The following is a 20,809-nucleotide window of genomic DNA, read 5'->3' as shown; positions in this document are numbered from 1 at the left end:
GTCAGCGTTCTCCATTAGATTATGAAAAGGCCCATCAAAAGATGGTTATATGTGTCTAGAATTTTGGTGGCTATTCATAGTTTTAGGAAAATGATTATGAAACTCAACTCTTTTTCTCCACTGCCTGAAGATGATGAAGAACTGCATCTCCCTGAGCTAGTGTATTGGGCATCCCTTGGTGATGTGGAACAAGTCGAGCAATTATTGGTAGAGGGAATAGATCCAAACCAGACCGATGATGAAGGTTATAGCGCGCTTCAAGCTGCTGCCGAGAATGATCATTTAGCTGTGGTGAAACTACTAGTGAGTAAAGGAGCAAATGTCGCTTATAAAGGCGAATATACTGCGCTGCAGCTTGCAGAAATGGCAGAGCATGACGAAGTGGTTATCTATCTAAAAACTCTTTAAATCACGCATAAAATGATAAATAAAAAGAAGCCCGATCATCCTGACGGGGCTTCTTAGTATTCAGCTTCTTGTCGTTTATATTCCTTATGAACGACCGCTTCCTGCGTATCTTGTTATTTTCAATGAGACTTCCTGTCTATCTATGATTTAGATGATACGTGAAAAATTTAGAATGGGATATTCGCCAATCGCTGAGATTGTTGTAGGTTTTGGCGTACATCAATCGGGAATGATGAAACGATAAGCGATAAAAAACGGAATCCATAGATTCCGTTTCTCACCTTTTTAGGATTTAGAAATGAACATCTAAACCGATATAAGGACCTTTAAAATTAAATTTAAGATCGTTTTTTTCGTAGTCATCTAATTTAATGTCTAAGATACGGTAGCCAGCTTTCAAGCCAACATCGACCAACAGATTATCAATAAAGTTATATTGTAATTCGGCTTGTGCGTCAGTAATTTTGGTGTCATTGATGTTGCTATATAACAATTCAGCTTTAGCACTCAAGCCTGTAAATGGTAATTTTACCCCTGCTGATCCATAGATCACAGGAACAGTTTTATCGATATCTGTTTTGCTTAAACCGAGTGTTTTAACATCACCATTTAAACTGGTTGCGCCTAAACCAATATCTGCATTTACGATAGTATCCAAGATTTCATAATATAAAATGAAATCGGTATGGTCTATGTTCAAGTCATAAACTGGCTGACCTGCAACTTCATTTTCAGTTTGTGATTTTAAATTCACATAGCGAATTTTTGCATTTGGAATTAGTGGAATCGGGTGCTCAAATGCAAGAGAAATTTGAGCTGAGCCTTTACGGTCTAAATTTTCTTCAGGTTCTGATAGATTTGCGTAGGGATTTAATAAAATAGGATCTGTACCAGTATGATTTGATAAGGATACAGTATCTAGCTTAGCTTTCGCTTTTCCATCATAAAACCAATAGCTTGCATCTGCTTTCACGCCAATTACATCTGCTTGTGCTAGACCACACAGACTTGTCCCTAAAGCTAAGATTGATATTTTTAATATTTTCATTTGATTGTCCTAATTCATATCAAAAACCGTAATGAATTGTTGTGAATTCATCAGTGATTGGGCGAATCATATAGTGATATTTGAAAATATACAGTAGTCTAATTTTAAATTTTAATTATGGGATGAAGAATAATGACCGATGCACAAAATGTTGTGGATTATCCTTTGTATGTTGCAGGGAAAGCAGTAGCGACAGGTCAATGGTTAGAAGTTCATGATAAATATACTAATACGGTCTATGCTCGAGTTGCGTTAGCAGATGAAAAAGTGTTGGAAAAAGCAATTTCTGCATCAGTCAAAGCTGAGGTAGATATGGCGACGCTTAAGCCATTTGAAAAACAAAAAGTTCTATTACATTGTGTTAAACGTTTTAATGAATTACGTGAAGAATTGACAGAAATATTGATTATTGAGGGGGGTAAGCCGCGAGGTGCCGCAAGTGCCGAAGTGGAACGTCTGATAAATACGTTCCAATTGGCTGCAGATGCGGTCACACAACTTGATGATGGTCGAATGTTGCCTTTGGCAGTAACGCCTGCGGCTGCTCGTTTTCGAGGTATGGTTAAACAGGTGCCGATTGGTGCAGTTTCCTTAATTAGTCCATTTAATTTTCCTTTGAATTTAGTAGCGCATAAGATTGCACCTGCAATCGCAGCGGGTTGTCCTTTTGTACTGAAACCAGCAAGTTTAACGCCAATGAGTGCGCTTAAAATTGCAGAGGTATTGGCTGAAACAGATTTGCCTAAAGGTTCTTGGTCAGTATTGCCTTGTGATCGCCAAGCGGCGGATATTTTAGTTACCGATGATCGTTTTAAGTTGCTCAGCTTTACGGGTTCTGATCAAGTCGGCTGGGATATGAAAGCGAGAGCAGGTCGTAAAAAGGTTACGCTTGAATTGGGGGGTAATGCTGCGGTGATGATTGAGGCGGATGCAATAATTGATGATGCTTTGATTGATCGTTTAATTGGTGCAGCTTATGGTCATGCAGGTCAGATTTGCATCAGCGTGCAGCGGATTTTAGTGCATGCTGATATTTATGCGGATCTAAAAAAGAAATTAATCACAAAATTAAAAAAGATTAAAGTTGATGATCCAAGTTTAGCAACGACATTGGTCGGTCCAATGATTAAAGAAGCTGAAGCGATTCGACTGAAAAAATGGATTGATAAAGCCGAGAAGAAAGGTGCAAAAATACTAGTTGGTGGTGTTTTAGATGGTGTTTGTTTTGAACCTACCTTATTGGAAAATGTTGATTCAAAGTTAGAAATTTATAAAGATGAAGCATTTGGCCCTGTTGCCATTTTAGAAAAATATAAGGATTTCGAGCAAGGAATTGCAACAATTAATCAAAGTCGTTTTGGATTACAAGCAGGAGTTTATACACAAAATCTCAATAAAATGTTGTATGCATGGGACCATTTACATGTAGGAGGTGTAATTATCAATGATGTGCCAACCTTCCGTGTCGATAATATGCCGTATGGCGGTGTGAAAGACTCAGGCTTAGGTCGAGAGGGAATTCAATCCGCGATTCGAGATATGCAGGAAGAACGGTTGCTGGCGATCAAGCAATAGATTATTCAGGTAGACCTTGTGATTCTGCACCTAATAGTTTTCTGTATCTTAAATTTATCATTTGACTGTAAGGTCAACTATTGACTGAGTTGAAAAATAATCAAACGCTCGAAAAGTGTGATTTTTTCGTCAGGAATTTACAGTAAAAAGAAATAAAAACAGGTATTGTTCAGCTATTAAAAGCAGAAAAACAAAATCCAATCTTTAAGGAAGATGGTTTGGTTTTTGCTTGTTTGTACATGGAAATAAGAGACCCACAAGGTTGAACTTCCATGCAAGCAAAACAAGATTTTTACGGTACTTTTCTCTCTGTTGGATAATAACAAGTGAACGCAGTTTGAAAAGTGCCACATGAATATATTAGGTGTTCTATGGCAGATTCTCGTGAAAACTGGACATCACGATCTGGTTTTATTATTGCAGCTGTAGGTTCAGCTGTAGGTTTAGGTAATATCTGGCGCTTTCCATATGTTGCTTATGAAAATGGTGGTGGTGCCTTTCTTATCCCGTATTTATTGGCACTTATCACTGCGGGTTTACCGCTTTTATTTTTAGATTATGCCACAGGTCATCGTGCTCGTAATTCTCCACCGAAAGCTTATCGTTCTTTGTTTAAAGGCGGTGAAACATTAGGTTGGTGGCAAGTCTGTGTCTGTATTATCATCGGTTTATATTACGCTAGTGTTTTGACTTGGGCGGGAAGTTATATTTATTTCTCGATCGGGCAAGCGTGGGGTAGTGATCCTGAAAGCTTCTTCTTTAATACTTACCTACAAACTTCAAAAGCTTCAGGTTTTGATTTTCAGTTTGTTAGTCATCTATTCTGGCCAATTGTGGGAATTTGGGCATTAACACTCATCATTCTTTATGGTGGAGTTAAAAAAGGTGTTGAATTATCGAACAAGATTTTCATGCCTTTACTGTTCGTATTGTTCACTATCCTTGTTGTTCAATCTTTACGTTTACCTGGTGCGGTTCAAGGCTTAAATGCTTTCTTTACGCCAAACTGGGCAGCGATGATGGACTATAAAGTTTGGTTAGCAGCTTATGGTCATACGTTCTTCTCACTTTCTGTAGGTTTTGGGATTATGGTGACCTATGCATCTTATTTGAAGCCTAAAACTAACTTAACAGGCTCTGGTTTGATCGTTGGTTTTGCCAATGCATCGACTGAAATCCTTGCTGGTATTGGTATTTTTGCTGCACTCGGCTTTATGGCACATGCTGCGGGTACAGAAGTTAAAGATGTCGTAAGTGGTGGTATTGGTCTGGCATTTATTGCATTCCCTAAAATTATTTCAAGCTTAGGTGCAGGCGCAGACGTATTTGGTCTGTTGTTCTTCTCATCGTTGTTTGTTGCTGGTATTTCATCGATGGTGAGTATTCTTGAAGTGCCAATCGCAGCAATGCAGGATAAATTGAAATGGGGACGTAAGAAGGCAGTAACGATCATCGGTGGTGGTAGTGCGCTAGTTTCAGTGATTTTATTCTCAAGCGTTAATGCCATTAAGCTGGTGGATATTGTGGATCACTTCATCAATAACATCGGTATTATTGGCGGAGCATTGGTTTCTATCATTAGTATTGCTTGGTTTAAACGCTCTGCTTTGATTGAACTCCGTGACCATGTGAACCGTATTTCTACGATTCAGTTAGGTAAAGGTTGGGCGTTTACGCTTACTGTGATCACATCATTGATCCTGTTAACGACTTTGAGCATGACAGTGATTAACTTGATTAAGAACGGTTACGATACTTACAGTATGAGCTTACAAGGCGTGTTTGGATGGGGCAGTGTCATTTTCTGTGCTGTCGTTGCGCTAGTTTTAAGCAGAATGAAAGATCGCTAGGAGAATAAAATTATGAATACTTCAGCAATCGTAATGATGATTATTTCAATGGTGTTTTTATGGGGTGGACTCGCTTTGTCGATTCGCCACCTGATGAAGAATCCAGAAGATTTAGATGATGTTCTTGAAGAAGTTAAAGATCAGCATACGCTGTGATTGATTCTTAAAAAAAAAGCAGGCTTTTAAGCCTGCTTTTTTATTACGCTTGTTTTTGGATATGACAATAATAGAAACCATCACCTGATTGATTTGAAGGCAACAGCTGACGACCATGAATCTGTTCTATACCCCAATCCGCAGAGATTTTAATTTCTTTTGCATCGGGATGGTCTGCAAAAAACTCGACCATCTGCTGCTCATTCTCGACTTTTAATATTGAGCAGGTGATATAAAGCAGCGTACCGCCAACTTTAAGCTGTTGCCACATCTGTCTCAAAATTTGTTGCTGTAAAGCCACGGTTTGTGCGATATCGGTTGATTGTCTGAGCAGACGAATATCGGGGTGGCGACGAATAACACCTGTTGCAGAACAAGGTGCATCCAGCACGATACAATCGACGGGTTCTGGTGCCTGCCATGTGATGGCATCGGCTGCGATAATCTCCACCTCAGTTTGATCTAAGCCAAGACGTTCGATATTTTCAGAAACACGCAATAAACGTTTTGCATCATGATCCAATGCGATTAGCTTTTTAGGATTAAAGCGCTCAAGGATATGTGCTGTTTTTCCACCTGGTGCAGCACAAGCATCAACCACCACTTTGCCATCTAGGTTCGGTAAAAGCGTGGCACACAATTGTGCATGTTCATCCTGAACAGAAAAGCCACCTTCTTCGAAACCTGGTAAATGGGTAATATTGCCCGTTTGCTCCAAAACAATACCAACGTCGGAAAGCATGCAAGGACGAGCATCAATCTGTTCTTCGTCCAAAATCTCTAAATATTCATCACGACTAACTTGGCGTTCATTGACGCGCAGGGTGAGTGGCGCGACTTGTTTTAAGGCTTGGCACAGATGCTCTGATTGCTCAGGCCAATCTTTTTTGATTCTTTTGAATAACCAACTTGGTAAACCATGTGTATTATTCAAAGCTATTTGAAATTCATCTGTTTCACGTGAAACACGACGCAGAATCGCATTGACCAAACCACTCATGGGTTCGAAACCGAGTTGCTTAGCCGCATTTACCGTTTCTGAAATCGCAGCATGTACCGGAATGCGCGTACATAAAATTTGATATAAACCTAGATATAAACAACTTTCGAGTGCTTCATTGTCTAATGGCTTTGTGAGCAATGGTAAGGTAATGGCTTTTAACGAATACCATTGGCGTAAACAACCTAAAGTAAGCTCATGATATAAACCACGGTCACGTTCAGAAACGATATTGATGTGTTGATTTAAAACGGAAGACAAAGATTGCCCATTTTGAACAGCCAAAAGTGTTTTGATCACTTGCGCACGCAGGTTCAAATTTTTTGCAGATGATTGATTCGATTGGCTCATGGGAGAATTTGTCCAAGATGTAATTTTTGGGTTTGAGCTATTTGAACTGGATTGAGGGCTTTAGCACCTGGCCATTGCAAACTGGTTAAGCACACTGTGCTATTGTCGCCACAGGCAACATGTACGCCTTGTTTATCAATTGCTATGATTTCACCCAATTGAGCATCCGTTTTACTGTGTTCAGAAAGGATCGAATTCCAAACCCTTAAAGCATTGTTTTCATCCAGTTGGATAAAAGCCACTGGCCAAGGATTAAAAGCCCGAATATTACGATCGATTTGACTAGCATTCACACGCCAATCAATCCGAGCTTCTGCTTTAATCAATTTATGTGCATAGACGCTGAGTGCTTCATCTTGTACTTCACGTTTTTCGATAAAATCCTGCAAGCTTTGTTCAGATTCGAGTACGGTACAAATCGCTTCTGCACCTTGAAGCGCCAATTTGTCATGCAAGCTAGCAGATGTATCTTCCGCAGTAATTGGGCAATAGGTTTTATACATCATATCGCCCGTATCTAAACCTGCCGCCATTTGCATGATGGTGATACCTGTTTCAGCATCTCCAGTCGCGATGGCACGTTGAATTGGCGCAGCACCACGCCAACGAGGCAGCAATGAGCCGTGAATATTCAAACAGCCGTACTTTGGGGTATCTAAAACGGCTTGTGGCAAGATCAGACCGTAAGCAGCGACTACCATGACATCAGCACCCAAAGTTGCTAACTCTTGCTGAGCAGCTAAACCTTCTTCAGTCGACGCTTTAAAATGCAGTGGTTGATAAACGGGTAAACCATGTTCAAGTGCCAGTTGCTTGACAGGAGAGGGAGTGAGTTTTTGCCCACGACCTGCCTTACGGTCAGGCTGGGTATAAACCGCAATGATCTGGTGTGATGTTTTTAATAATGCCGCCAATGCGGTTGCCGCAAATTCAGGCGTACCAGCAAAAATGATCTTCACAAAGATAATCCACAGAAAATTTGCCCCAAATTATAAGCCAAAAAGCCACTAGCCCCTAATTAGGTGAAAGGAATTGTCTTTGAACAAAAAAGATAGGTTCGTTGGTCATCAGTTAAACGATAACTTGTAGTATGATGGGAAAAGCTCAGTATCATTTCGCCAGAGAGAATGTCTTATTCATCTCGAGCACACACTTGTTGGGAATACAAAATGCCTGATTATCGTTCGAAAACATCAACACATGGAAGAAATATGGCGGGCGCGCGCGGTTTATGGCGTGCGACTGGTATGAAAGATGAAGATTTTGGCAAACCAATTATTGCGGTGGTCAACTCATTTACCCAGTTCGTTCCAGGTCACGTGCATCTTAAAGATTTAGGGCAACTGGTTGCACGAGAAATTGAAGCTTCTGGTGGTGTCGCAAAAGAATTTAATACCATTGCCGTGGATGACGGGATTGCCATGGGGCATGACGGGATGCTGTATTCATTGCCATCACGTGATTTGATTGCGGACTCAGTTGAATACATGGTCAATGCCCATTGTGCCGATGCAATGGTGTGTATCTCGAACTGTGACAAGATCACACCGGGAATGCTGATGGCTGCAATGCGCTTGAATATCCCAGTGGTGTTCGTGTCTGGTGGTCCAATGGAAGCAGGTAAAGTCAAATTCCGTGGTGATGAAAAGGCAATCGACTTAGTTGATGCCATGGTCGTTGCAGCAGATGAAAGCTATACCGATGAAGAAGTTGCAGCATTTGAGCGTTCGGCATGTCCGACGTGTGGTTCATGTTCGGGTATGTTTACTGCAAACTCAATGAACTGTCTAACTGAAGCTTTGGGTTTATCATTGCCGGGTAATGGTTCTATTGTTGCAACTCACGCTAACCGTGAAAAATTGTTCTTAAAAGCGGGTCGTTTAGTGGTTGAACTAGCGAAACGTTATTATGAACAAAATGACGACAGCATTCTGCCACGCTCAATTGCAACCAAAGCCGCTTTTGAAAATGCGATGACTTTGGATATTGCAATGGGTGGTTCTACCAATACCGTATTGCATTTGCTTGCTGCTGCACATGAAGCAGAAGTTGATTTCACTATGGATGATATCGACAATTTATCTCGTAAAGTACCTGTATTGTCTAAAGTTGCACCTGCAAAGTCGGATGTGCATATGGAAGATGTACACCGTGCTGGGGGTATCATGGCGATCTTGGGTGAACTGGACCGTGCAGGTTTGTTGCAAACCTCAGTTCCAACTGTACATGAAAAAACCTTAAAAGATGCCTTAGACAAGTGGGATATTATCCGCACTGAAGATGCAGATGTTTATGAGTTCTATCGCTCTTCTCCAGGCGGTGTTCCTACGCAAGTCGCATTCTCACAAAACCGTTATTATTCAACTTTGGATGGTGACCGTGAGAAAGGTGTGATCCGTAATGCTGAACATGCTTTCTCTAAAGATGGTGGTTTGGCAGTCCTTTATGGCAACATTGCTTTAGATGGCTGTATCGTCAAAACTGCGGGTGTGGATGAATCGATTCTTAAATTCACGGGTACAGCGCGTGTTTTTGAAAGCCAAGATTCAGCGGTTGAAGCGATTTTAGATCATAAGATCGTGGCAGGTGACATCGTTGTCATTCGTTATGAAGGCCCACGTGGTGGTCCAGGCATGCAGGAAATGTTGTACCCAACCAGTTACTTGAAGTCGAAAGGTTTGGGTAAGGACTGTGCGTTGATTACTGATGGTCGCTTCTCTGGTGGTTCTTCAGGTTTATCAATTGGTCACGTGTCTCCAGAAGCAGCGGAAGGTGGTGCAATTGGTCTGGTTGAAGATGGTGATACTATCCAAATTGATATTCCGAATCGTACCATTCACCTTGATGTTGATGATGCAACCATGGCGCACCGCCGTACAGCTCAAGAAGCCAAAGGTTGGCATCCAGCGGAAGAGCGTAAGCGTAAAGTTTCAAAATCTTTGAAAATTTATGCTTTGCATTCAACCAGTGCTGCGAAAGGTGCAGTACGCGTTCTGTAAACTATTGCTAAGCGACAATGTTTATCATCCCTCTTTATTACGATAAAGAGGGACTTTTTTCTGATTTTATAAGATACTCATTATACTTATTTGCTCACTTGTTTGAATTCAAGTTAGAGAAAGCTTATCCATTCATCACTTTATAATCATTAGAGGCGATCGGCATGTCTTTGTTACGTCGTTGGTTTGATCCCATCCGATCGAGTTGGTTCTATCAAAAACCTTCTCGTCAGGCGGTGTTGCCCACGGAACAGGGTTTAAGTATTTACCTGCGTTTAGACGATGTTTATAGCTATCTTGCAGTACAACAGCTTGATCAGCTCAATGAAATTTTGAGTGATGAACTAAAACCTTTAAAAGTGATTATTTCAAGACAGGGTGCTGAGCCTCCTAATGGTATGTCACAACAAGATTGGCAGAGTTATTGTTTGAATGATGCTAAAATTCTCGCCAAACAACATCGGTTTGGTTTCGATGAAACCCCTGAAATACCTAGTCCAGAAGCATTACAACAAGCAGAAATAATTCTAAAAAATACCCCTCTGAGAGAACACAATTTTTTACATTTACTCGAAGATGTATTCCACATGTTATGGCAACAACAATATGGGAAATTACGTACTCTTTATGCGATGGCAAGTCAGCATCAAACACCTCAAGATTATCCTGAACGTATTTTTAAAGATGTGCCTGTTGCAGCCAGTTACTTCGAATTTGGTGAGCGTAAATATCAGGCCGTTGATGATTTATTACGCCTTACACGCCGTTTGAAACAACAAAAATTACTCACTGGAAATCCAATTTTTCTGATTAATCATATTGAATGGCGTGAGCATCTCATTAATGACGGTGAGTCTCTTACAGAAGTCCAAAGCTTACATCCAGAATTAGATCTGTATATTGCACTTGAAGACCCGATGAGTTGGCTATTATTGGCTTATATCAAAGAAGAACTGGCCAATTATTATAATATTCAATTGAGCGTTTATCCGCTGAGCTATCATGGGCGAGATTGGTTTGACTGGAGTTTGGCGACCCGTGTTTCCAAACGTACACAGGTGGCATTCACCCCATTCTGTCGGCCTACTAAAGAAGCAACTTATGAAATGGCAAAACTATTTTATAGCGTGCCTGAAGAAGAACAGATCGATTGTATTCATGAGATATTGCAAAGTGTTTGGACGCGTGGCAAAGATCTTTCTTTCAAAACCCACTTTCAACGTATGCAGAAGCGTTTGGAGATTGACAACATTACCGAACAGGATGTTGAAGCTTTGTTGAAACAGAATGATGAACTCTGTCAGCAAAAGCATCAGCCAGATTTTCCTGTACTGGAATTACGTATAGATGGACAGAGCTATGTTTTTAATAGTTTGTATCGAGTTTGGATGATTGAAAGTATTATCAGCAATGTTTTGGAAGATAAATATAAGCAGGAAAGTCGGGAATAAATAAAAAGGCAGCCGAAGCTGCCCACGATGCTAATGTTTATCTTTTAAACTGAATAACAGGTTCAGGAAAATCGCAGCAAAAGTTGCGGTTCCAATTCCCCCTAAATTAAAGCTACCAAACAGTAATTCAAAGTTACCTGCACCTAAAATAATAGTGACAGATGCAACAATAAGGTTTTTATTATTAGAAAAATCGACTTTATTTTCGATCCAGATTTTTGCACCTGCAATGGTAATTAAACCAAATACTACGATCGAAGCACCCGTAAGGACTGCTGTCGGGATCGTACTAATCACTGCGCCAAATTTAGGAGACAGCCCTAAGAAAATTGCAAATACGCCAGCGATTACAAATACAATCGTAGAATAAACACGGGTGACTGCCATCACACCAATATTTTCACCATAGGTGGTCATACCTGGTGCGCCAACACTACCCGATAACGTTGTGGCCAAACCATCCGCAACAAAAGCTTTACCCAGTTGAGGTGTAAGATCTTCGCCTGTCATTGAACCGACTGCTTTGATGTGACCTAGATTTTCAGCGACTAAAATCAATGCAACGGGAGCAATAATTAAAATTGCATTTAAATCAAAAGTTGGGCGTGAAAAAGTTGGGATGCCAAACCATGGTGCTGCTGCGATTTGGGAGAAATCAATCGGTTTACCAAATCCTAGAATATTTGTTGCAACCACATATATGGCATAAGCAATCAATAAACCCACTAACAGTAATAAACGTTGTAATAAGCCCTTGGTAAATACAGCAATAATGCCCATGCTTAATACAGTGATAAGTGCCATCCACATTTCAAAAGGCTGTCCAGCAACGCCTTTAATGGTGACAGGTGCAAGGTTGAGACCAATAATCATCACCACAGCACCTGTGACAACAGGTGGCATGAGTTTCTCAATCCAACGTGTGCCTGTGAGCATGACCGCAAAACCGATCAAGGCATAAAAAATACCACAGGCAACAATTCCACCAATTGCAACTGCAAGGTTTGGATTGGCTCCTGACCCAGTAATGTGACCAGTTGCGGCTGCAACGACACCAATAAATGCAAAGCTTGAGCCTAAATAACTTGGAACACGACCACCCGTGATCAAGAAGAAAATAATAGTACAAATCCCTGACATTAAGATGGCAAGGTTGGGGCTAAAGCCCATCAGAAGGGGTGCAAGAACAGTTGCACCAAACATTGCAAATGCGTGTTGTACCCCTAACACCGCACTTTGTAAGGGCGGTAAATATTCATTTGTCGCGACAGGGCGATGATCAATCTTTCCCTGATACGGCTGCCATTTTGGAAACCAATTTGACATAGATGAGACTCATTATGTGATATCAGCGGGTATGATACCCTGTCTTAAAACGAGCTTTCACCTATAAGTCATTGAGAATATTGCCAGAACATGTTTTTTAAGTCTGTATTTTTACCTTTTGGTAAAATATATTTAAAAATAAACTATCGTATTTATTATTTATTTTATTCGCCTAATTTAAAAAACCTACGCCTAATATTTAAAAAAAATTTCTAAATTTTTTTTTCTAAAAATGGAATATTTTGCCAATCTTGCCATCAACATGTTTGATTTATGTTGATGGCAAGGTCTTTATTTAGCCGGTATTGCGCAAACCTGCCGCAATGCCTGCAATACTGACCATTAAGGCATGATCGACAGGGCTATGCTCAGTTTGATGTTCCGCTAAATACAGACGACGACGTTTCATTAACTCTGCTTGCAGTAAATGTAAGGGTAATAAATACGGTTTACGCACCTGCATAGATTGGTCAAGCACTTCATTATTACTCAAAAGCTTAGACTCCCCTTTAAGACTGAGCAAGGTATCTACGGCATTTTGTAGACGTTGGCGTAATTCAACCCCCAAGTTTTTTAAGTCCTGATCTTGGGTGAGATGAGATTCATAGTACAACGCAATATCTGCATCAGATTTGGATAAAACCATTTCTAGCATATCAATTAAAGTTTGGAAATACGGCCACTGTTCAAGCATTTCATTTAAGGTGTTTTGGTGTTGTCCATGTACCTGATTGATCGCCGTGCCTGTACCCAACCAAGCGGGCAGCATCAAGCGGATTTGTGTCCATGCAAATACCCAAGGAATCGCTCGAAGAGATTCTATGCCACCGCTGACTTTGCGTTTGGCTGGGCGTGAACCAAGCGGTAGCATTTGTAATTCTAACTCAGGCGTGACCGTGCGTAGATAACTGACAAAATTCGGATTTTCACGCACAGTTTGTCGATAAACCTGTACCGATAAATCAGTCATTTGATTCATTAAGTCTCGCCATTGTTTCTTTGGCTCTGGCGGTGGCAATAACGTTGCTTCTAAAGTTGCCGCTGTATAGATTTCCAAATTTTGTAGCGCGATGCCTTCTAAACCAAATTTAAAGCGAATCATTTCACCCTGTTCAGTGACACGAATTGCTCCAGAGATTGAGCCTGGTGGTTGTGAGAATAAGGCTTGTTGTGTTGGTGCACCGCCACGACTGATTGAACCGCCACGACCATGAAATAGAGTCAATTGCACCCCATGTTCTCGAGCGACAGCGGTGAGTTCTTCTTGCGCACGATATTGCGCCCAGTTGGCCGACATAAAGCCCGCATCCTTTGCCGAGTCTGAATAGCCGATCATCACTTCATGTTTACCCTGAATATGCTGTTTATACCAATGCATATTGAATAAGGTATTCATGGTTTTGGCTGCGCCATCAAGATCTTTTAAAGTTTCAAATAAAGGCACCACTCGAAGAGGATGTTGGATACCAGCTTCTTTTTGTAAGAGTAAAACAGCTAAGACGTCACTTGGATATTCTGCCATCGAAATAATATAGGCACCCAAGCTCTCAGCTGGTTGTTCAGCCAAAGTGCGCATGGTCGCAAAGACTTCAAGCACATCAGGATGTTGAATCAAGCTGCCTTCGGGTTCATTAAAATATTTAGGCAGTAAAGGGCGTTTACTTTGTAGTTCCTGAATAAGGAAGTTTTGACGAGCCTGTTCAGTCCATGATTCAAAATTGCCTAGACCTAGATATTCAGTGATCGCTGAAATGGCTTGACGATGCCGCCCTGATTCTTGGCGAATATCGAGTTTGAGTAACTCAATTCCAAAGCAATTGATTCGGTATATAAAATCAAGCAATTGCCCATTGGCGATTTCAGCGAGGTTGCTCTCGATTAAGGAGCGATAGCAGAGTAATAAGGGCTGTAATAATTCATCTTTATTTCGAATGATCTGACTATCATCAGCTTCATGGCCTTGTAAGCGTTGGCCTAAACAATAGCGAGTCGCTTTTAAACGTTCACGGGTTTCGCGTAAATATTCACGATAGGGTTCAGGGTGTTCATAACCTAATGCTTGAGTGAGTTCATCTGAACAGCTTTGAATTGACAATTCCCAGCGTAGATTTTCAATATCACGCAAATACAAATCAGCAGCTTGCCAACGTGATAACCATAATACTTCTTGGGTGACTTGATGGGTGACATTGGGATTGCCATCACGATCACCACCCATCCATGAGGCAAAGCGAATTGGCGCGATATTGAGCGGTAAGTTTTGTTCACAATGCTGTTGGGTCAGTTCATTCAGCTCACGAATAAACTTAGGTACAGCATTCCACAAAGTTTGTTCAATCGTCGTAAAGCCCCACTTTGCTTCATCGACAGGGGTCGGGCGATGTTGGCGAATTTCGTCTGTCTGCCAAGCTGAACTGACCAATTGTTTCAGGGTGGCGATGGTTTGTTGGCGTTCACGAGGTGTTAGTTTTTGCTGATCTAGTTGAGATAGGCAATCGGTAATATCATCATATTTTTGAATCAAGGTACGACGACTGACTTCGGTTGGATGCGCTGTAAGTACCAATTCAATTTTTAAATCGCAGATTTGTTCGAATAATTGTTTTGAGTTGATCTGTTCAGTTTTGAATTTTTCAAATAAATGTGACAAAGGATTTGGATTAGGGGCTTGTTCGTCAAACTCAGCCTGACGACGATTACGCACTACATGATATTGTTCCGCAATGTTGGCGAAGTTCAGAAAATGTGAGAATGCACGAGTCAGCGGCAAAATCTCTTCATCTTTTAAACCGAGAAACAATTGTTCGAGCTGTTTTTCTGCTTCGATCTGGCCGTCACGTGCACCTTTGGCTAATGCGCGAATTTGTTCAATCTGATTAAACAAATCTTGCCCAGCATGTTGCTTTAAGGTCTCTCCAAGTAAATTGCCGAGTAAGCGGACATCTTCACGTAATGGAGCAGTGATTTGTTGAATCATTCTAATTCTCCTGTTGTTCTCACTCGACTATAGCGCGATTGGGAGACATTCCAAGAGCAGAACGTAAAAAAATGTGAATTTTCTCTAAATTGTCGGTTGATATTTAAGCAAAAAAATCTCGATGGCATGTTGAATGATCTGATCGATTTCATTCGCCGTGGGCACTGGGGCTAGACCCAGTAACACTTGTTGATGACGGATACCTAACATCAGCGAGATGATCAGCTCTGTTTGCTTGAGTGGCGCGTCTGCCTGAATAAATTTAAAGGCGATGGCTTGCTCAAAAAAATCACACCAGACATGACACATCCGTGTGTGTGACGCATCAAAAAACTGTTGGGTTAATGGACTTTGTTCCGCTGCCAGTTCAAACAGCAGGCAATCCAGTTTCAGTGCTTCAGGCAGGTAAATAATGCTTAAGGCACGCTGACACATTAAATATAGTGCCTGCCTAAAGTCGGACTCAGGTGTGAGTTCAAACTGTTTCGCCCGAATGGACTCTTCACAGCTTTCCTCGATCGCACAGATAAACAGGTTAGCCTTGTCCTGAAAATGGTTGTACACCGTGAGTTTAGTCACGCCTGCTTCTTTGGCAATCTGATTCATATTGGTGGCGTGGTACCCCATTTTTAAAAAAATAGATTTTGCAGCCTGTAAGATTTTGGCTCTTTTTTCTAAATCTTTAGGGCGACCACTGTGAATTTGCACGTTAGCTGTCTCATTTAATTCAATTCAAAATCAAAATGCTAGATTTAATTTTTAATTAGTGTACTCATGAGTATATTAATTAAAAAATAAACAATCTATCATAATGTTCATATTGTGCCTTAAAAAATCAATTTGAATAAGAGCGAAACAGAGATGAATCTGCTAAATCATGTAATTGTGGGGTTGCTCGTACTCAGCAGTGTCACTTTAACGGCATGTCAAAAAGAGGTTCCCAAGACAGAGGAAATTCCTTATGTCATGGTGACGCAGCCGAATACAAATCATATCGATCAAAAAAGTTATGCAGGTGATGTTCAAGCCAAGCAACAAACCGCATTGGCATTTCGTGTTGGGGGACAAATTACCGAACGTTATGTTGATGTGGGTGATCGGGTCAAAGTCGGACAGGTTTTAGCTAAACTAGATGTCAAAGACGCACAATTGCAAATGAACGCTGCCAAAGCGCAATTGCAAAGTGCTGAAGCAGCAGCAAAAATTGCGGCTCAAGAATATCAGCGTTATCAACAGTTATTACCTGTCAATGCAGTGAGTCGCTCACAATTTGATGCCATTAAAAATCAGTATGAATCTGCTCAAGCAGGGTTACAGCAAGCGCGTTCTAATTATGAAGTGTCTTCAAATCAAACCGGTTATAACCAACTTATTTCGAATAAAAATGGCGTGATTACTCAACGTCAAATTGAAATTGGACAAGTAATTGCGGCAGGTCAACCTGCCTATCAACTCGCAATTGAAGGTGAGCGAGAAGTCGTGTTTGGCGTACCTGAGCAGGCCGTCAGTACCATTAAAGTCGGGCAACCTGCTTGGGTCACTTTGTGGTCTCAGCCAGAAGCACGTTTTGCGGCAAAAGTCCGTGAAGTGTCACCCGCTGCAGACCAATCGCGAACATTCACCGTGAAAGTTTCATTGCTTGAAGGGCAATCGAGTATCCAACTGGGGCAAAGCGCTCGGGTATTCTTTGTCGCAAATGAAAATAATGTATTGAATGTGCCTCTATCCAGCGTCACTGCCAATGATCAACAAGCTTATGTCTGGGTGGTGAATGCTAATCAAACCTTACGTAAAGTTCCTGTGACGTTGGGTACTTATGGGCGTGACAGTGTGCCTATTCTGTCAGGTCTAAAAGCTTCAGATTGGGTTGTGGTTGGTGGTGTGCATCTATTGCGTGACCAGCAAAAAATTCATCCTGTAGATCGTGATAATCGCGCAGTCACGGTTAAAACTGGAGGTTAAGCATGAAATTTAACCTTTCAGAATGGGCACTTAAGAATAAGGGAATTATTCTGTATTTTATGCTGTTACTTGGCATTGTCGGGGTGATGTCGTATTCCAAGCTGTCACAGAGTGAGGACCCACCCTTTACGTTCAAAGTGATGGTAGTACAGACCTATTGGCCAGGCGCAACCGCACAGGAAGTTGCAACGCTGGTGACAGATCGTATTGAAAAAGAACTGATGACCACAGGGCAATATGAAAATATTCGGGCATATTCACGGCCTGGGGAATCTATGGTGACATTTATCGCCAAGGATTCTTATCGTTCCAGTGAAATTCCTGATGTTTGGTATAACGTGCGCAAAAAGGTCAATGACATTCGCTCGCAACTACCAAGCGGTGTGCAGGGACCGTTCTTTAATGATGAGTTTGGTGATACCTTCGGCAATATCTATGTACTGACGGGCAAGGACTTTGACTATGCGGTAATGAAAGAATATGCCGATCGTTTGCAACTACAACTGCAACGGGTCAAAGATGTCAGCAAGGTTAATTTGGTGGGTCTACAAGATCAGAAGATCTGGATCGAATTATCCAATACCAAAGCTGTTCAGCTCGGTGTCCCTGTCACAGCCATTCAGGAAGCGATTCAGAAGCAAAATGATATGGCAGGTGCAGGTTTCTTTGAAACAGGTACAGATCGTATTCAAATCAGAGTTAGCGGACACTTACATAGTGTCGATGACCTGAAAAAAATGCCGTTGTTGGTGGGCGATAAAACCATTCAATTGGGGGATGTTGCTGAGGTCTATCGCGGCTTTAGTGAACCTGCTCAACCACGTATGCGTTTTATGGGTGAGAATGGGATTGGTATTGCGGTGTCCATGCGTAAAGGTGGAGACATCATTGCATTGGGTAAAAATTTAGAAACCGAATTTAACAGTCTACAAAAAAGCTTACCTTTGGGTATGAAACTGCAAAAAGTTTCAGACCAACCTGTTGCAGTACAACGTAGTATTCAAGAGTTCTTAAAAGTTTTAGCTGAAGCGGTCATTATCGTTTTATTGGTCAGTTTCTTCTCACTCGGTTTTCGTACAGGGCTTGTTGTTGCATTGTCGATTCCATTGGTTTTAGCAATGACCTTTGCTGGAATGAGTTTATTTGATGTCGGCTTACATAAGATCTCATTAGGCGCATTAATTCTTGCGCTGGGTTTGTTGGTCGATGATGCCATTATCGCCGTGGAAATGATGGCGATTAAAATGGAACAGGGTTACAGCCGATTAAAAGCGGCAGGTTTTGCATGGCAAACCACCGCTTTTCCAATGCTCACAGGTACATTGATTACCGCAGCAGGTTTCTTGCCAATTGCCACGGCACAATCTGGAACAGGTGAATACACACGTTCTATTTTCCAAGTCGTGACGATTGCATTGATCGTTTCATGGATTGCTGCTGTTTTATTTGTTCCTTATTTAGGTGAAAAATTATTACCTGATTTCACCAAACAGAATCAACAAGCGGCATGGTATTTACGTTTATGGGCAAGGTTACGCAAGCAACCTACACCAGTGGTTGAGTCGCATGGTCAGCATCATGATCCTTACCAATCCAAGTTCTATCAATCCTTCAGGCATATCGTCGAAATCTGTATTACCTATCGTAAAACGGTGATTGCTATTACGGTCGGTATCTTTGTATTGTCTGTTGCGATGTTTAAGTTGGTACCGCAACAATTCTTCCCACCATCGAATCGTGCAGAAATTCTGGTGGACTTAAAACTGGAGGAGGGGGCTTCACTAACGGCGACAGAACAAGCAGTACATAAGGTAGAACAATTCCTATCCAAACAAAAAGGGATTGATAATTATGTCGCTTATGTTGGAACAGGTTCACCACGTTTTTATTTACCTTTAGACCAACAACTCCCACAAGCCAGTTTTGCTCAATTTGTAGTCTTGGCTTCTTCTCTTGATGATCGTGATGAAATCCGTCGCTCTTTAGACAAGCAGATTAAGCAATTATTGCCACAGGTTCGTACTCGTGTGTCTTTACTCGAAAATGGTCCGCCTGTGGGTTATCCATTGCAGTATCGGGTCTCAGGTGAAGATCTGGCAACGGTTCGGGCAGAGGCACAAAAAGTGGCTAAGGTGCTGAGTGAAGACCCAAATACCACCAATGTGCATCTGGACTGGGGTGAACCAAGCAAGATCATCGCCATTGACATTGATCAGGACCGTGCTCGTCAAATGGGTGTTTCCAGTGTTGATTTAGCTAATTTCCTAAACGCTTCTGTGACAGGGGCGGTGATGAATCAATATCGTGAAAAACGTGAACTCATTGAAATTCGTTTACGTGGTGATAAGTCAGAACGTGTCGAAGTGGCTTCGTTAGCAAGTTTAGCTGTGCCAACCACCAAAGGCACCACTGTACCTCTAGCGCAAATAGCAAAAATTGAGTCACGTTTTGAAGAAGGTCTGATTTGGCATCGGAATCGTCTACCAACGATTACAGTTCGCGCGGATATTCGAACCAATTTACAACCTGCAACAGTGGTTCAGCAATTGGCAGACAAAATGCAAGCTTTACGTGCTGATTTACCCAATGGTTACTTAGTGGAAGTCGGTGGTACGGTTGAAGAGTCTGCAAAAGGTCAAAATTCGGTGAATGCAGGCATGCCATTATTCTTGGCTGTGGTGATGACTTTGCTGATGATTCAATTACGTAGTATGTCACGCGCAACGATTGTTTTATTGACAGCACCTCTTGGTTTGATTGGCGTTGTTGCATTCTTACTCCTGTTTAATAAGCCTTTTGGTTTTGTCGCGATGTTAGGGACAATTGCTTTATCTGGAATGATTATGCGGAATTCATTGATCCTGATTGATCAGATTGAACAAGATATTCAGGCTGGACATACGCCATGGGATGCGGTGATTGGTGCCACCATGCGCCGTTTCCGCCCGATTGTGTTAACCGCACTTGCCGCAGTACTTGCGATGATTCCATTATCACGCAGTATTTTCTTTGGTCCGATGGCTGTTGCGATTATGGGAGGCTTGATTGTTGCCACCTTGTTGACCTTATTTTTCTTACCTGCACTCTATGCCGCTTGGTTTAGAGTAAAGAAAACAACACAATTATCGTAATTATTTTATGAATAAAGGTGCGAAATATTGAAAATTTCAATATAGTAGCACCTATATTTAAAGACCAAAAAATAATTGAATTTCATTGCATGATTGGTTTGGCAAAATGCGATGAATGAGGTGATCTAGAGCATGGGGCAAGACAATATTGCGCAGCATCGCCGCTATGTGGCGATTTCCTACGTGTTCATGTTTCTTGCATTATTTACAATCGTGTTTGCAGTGTTTGCGTATCTGCTGGCACGAAAAGTTGCGACTGCGAATAATGCTGAAGTATGGATACACGCGCATGCACTGTGGATTATGCGTAATGTGCTGCTGTTTATTCTAATGGCTTTCTTTGCTGCCCTGTGGTTTATTCCACTGTTCTTTTTTGCATGGGATAGTGCATTGTGGGTGACAGGAATGACCGTTGCAGGTGTGATTTTCAGTGCAATCGCATGGTTGTTTTTATTAAATGCATGGATCAAAGGTGTTGCTAAGTATTTTAAAAATAAAGCGGTATTCTAATTTTATCGCTTTTTTATTGTGCTAGACCTTGTAAATTTATAGTAGTGCCCATATTAAGGCTCTGT

The 20,809-nt window shown here is 41.4% G+C and carries 15 protein-coding genes; 9 read left to right on the top strand and 6 right to left on the bottom strand.

Annotated features, from left to right (window positions below):
* Positions 1–96: 96 nt before the first annotated feature.
* Positions 97–408 (top strand): ankyrin repeat domain-containing protein, encoded by a 312-nt coding sequence (locus CDG56_RS08625; RefSeq protein ID WP_087547607.1) that lies wholly within the window; start codon positions 97–99, stop codon positions 406–408.
* 292 nt (positions 409–700) lie between these two features.
* Here CDG56_RS08625 and CDG56_RS08620 read toward each other — a convergent pair whose 3' ends face one another.
* Entirely contained in the window at positions 701–1,456 is a 756-nt protein-coding gene (locus CDG56_RS08620; protein ID WP_087547606.1) for a TIGR04219 family outer membrane beta-barrel protein, read from the bottom strand.
* Between the two features lie 132 nt (positions 1,457–1,588).
* Here CDG56_RS08620 and CDG56_RS08615 point away from each other — a divergent pair, with 132 nt between their 5' ends.
* The 3 genes from CDG56_RS08615 to CDG56_RS08605 all read left to right on the top strand — a co-directional run bounded on the left by CDG56_RS08615 (position 1,589) and on the right by CDG56_RS08605 (position 5,037).
* Positions 1,589–3,031 carry an aldehyde dehydrogenase family protein gene (locus tag CDG56_RS08615; RefSeq protein WP_087547605.1) on the top strand — a complete coding sequence of 481 codons (1,443 nt, stop codon included), beginning with the start codon at positions 1,589–1,591 and terminating at the stop codon, positions 3,029–3,031.
* A 371-nt stretch (positions 3,032–3,402) separates the two neighbouring features.
* Positions 3,403–4,881 (top strand): sodium-dependent transporter, encoded by a 1,479-nt coding sequence (locus CDG56_RS08610; protein WP_004910343.1) that lies wholly within the window; start codon positions 3,403–3,405, stop codon positions 4,879–4,881.
* Positions 4,882–4,893: 12 nt separating this feature from the next.
* Positions 4,894–5,037, top strand: a complete 144-nt coding sequence (locus CDG56_RS08605; RefSeq protein WP_004910340.1) for a methionine/alanine import family NSS transporter small subunit — start codon at positions 4,894–4,896, stop codon at positions 5,035–5,037.
* A gap of 43 nt (positions 5,038–5,080) precedes the next feature.
* On the opposite strand, the gene rsmB is transcribed toward CDG56_RS08605, so the two are convergent.
* Positions 5,081–6,388, bottom strand: a complete 1,308-nt coding sequence (rsmB, locus tag CDG56_RS08600; protein ID WP_087547604.1) for a 16S rRNA (cytosine(967)-C(5))-methyltransferase RsmB — start codon at positions 6,386–6,388, stop codon at positions 5,081–5,083.
* A complete protein-coding gene (fmt, locus tag CDG56_RS08595) occupies positions 6,385–7,347 on the bottom strand; it encodes a methionyl-tRNA formyltransferase (RefSeq protein ID WP_087547603.1) in 963 nt (320 codons plus the stop codon). Before fmt ends, rsmB begins: the two co-directional genes overlap by 4 nt.
* A 210-nt stretch (positions 7,348–7,557) precedes the next feature.
* Between fmt and ilvD the strand changes: the two genes are divergently transcribed.
* Positions 7,558–9,387: a dihydroxy-acid dehydratase gene (ilvD, locus tag CDG56_RS08590; protein ID WP_087547602.1), complete on the top strand. Its 1,830-nt coding sequence runs from the start codon at positions 7,558–7,560 to the stop codon at positions 9,385–9,387.
* A gap of 164 nt (positions 9,388–9,551) precedes the next feature.
* Positions 9,552–10,838 carry a hypothetical protein gene (locus CDG56_RS08585; protein WP_087547601.1) on the top strand — a complete coding sequence of 429 codons (1,287 nt, stop codon included), beginning with the start codon at positions 9,552–9,554 and terminating at the stop codon, positions 10,836–10,838.
* A 30-nt stretch (positions 10,839–10,868) separates the two neighbouring features.
* On the opposite strand, the gene CDG56_RS08580 is transcribed toward CDG56_RS08585, so the two are convergent.
* The 3 genes from CDG56_RS08580 to CDG56_RS08570 form a co-directional block, all read right to left on the bottom strand.
* Complete coding sequence (locus tag CDG56_RS08580) at positions 10,869–12,164, bottom strand: solute carrier family 23 protein (protein ID WP_087547600.1); 1,296 nt, start codon at positions 12,162–12,164, stop codon at positions 10,869–10,871.
* Between the two features lie 295 nt (positions 12,165–12,459).
* Positions 12,460–15,141, bottom strand: coding sequence for a phosphoenolpyruvate carboxylase (ppc, locus tag CDG56_RS08575; protein ID WP_087547599.1), 2,682 nt, complete (start codon positions 15,139–15,141; stop codon positions 12,460–12,462).
* An 84-nt stretch (positions 15,142–15,225) separates the two neighbouring features.
* A complete protein-coding gene (locus CDG56_RS08570) occupies positions 15,226–15,849 on the bottom strand; it encodes a TetR/AcrR family transcriptional regulator (protein ID WP_087547598.1) in 624 nt (207 codons plus the stop codon).
* 153 nt (positions 15,850–16,002) lie between these two features.
* Between CDG56_RS08570 and CDG56_RS08565 the strand changes: the two genes are divergently transcribed.
* The 3 genes from CDG56_RS08565 (at position 16,003) to CDG56_RS08555 (ending at position 20,744) form a co-directional block, all read left to right on the top strand.
* Positions 16,003–17,103, top strand: coding sequence for an efflux RND transporter periplasmic adaptor subunit (locus CDG56_RS08565; protein WP_087547597.1), 1,101 nt, complete (start codon positions 16,003–16,005; stop codon positions 17,101–17,103).
* 2 nt (positions 17,104–17,105) lie between these two features.
* Positions 17,106–20,234: an efflux RND transporter permease subunit gene (locus CDG56_RS08560; protein WP_087547596.1), complete on the top strand. Its 3,129-nt coding sequence runs from the start codon at positions 17,106–17,108 to the stop codon at positions 20,232–20,234.
* 132 nt (positions 20,235–20,366) lie between these two features.
* Entirely contained in the window at positions 20,367–20,744 is a 378-nt protein-coding gene (locus tag CDG56_RS08555) for a hypothetical protein (protein WP_087543483.1), read from the top strand.
* Positions 20,745–20,809: the final 65 nt, after the last annotated feature.

This window comes from Acinetobacter sp. WCHA39 (genome assembly GCF_002165385.1).
Classification (GTDB): domain Bacteria; phylum Pseudomonadota; class Gammaproteobacteria; order Pseudomonadales; family Moraxellaceae; genus Acinetobacter.
Note: the sequence above shows the minus strand (reverse complement) of the source record. Positions and strands in the feature narration are given on the sequence as shown.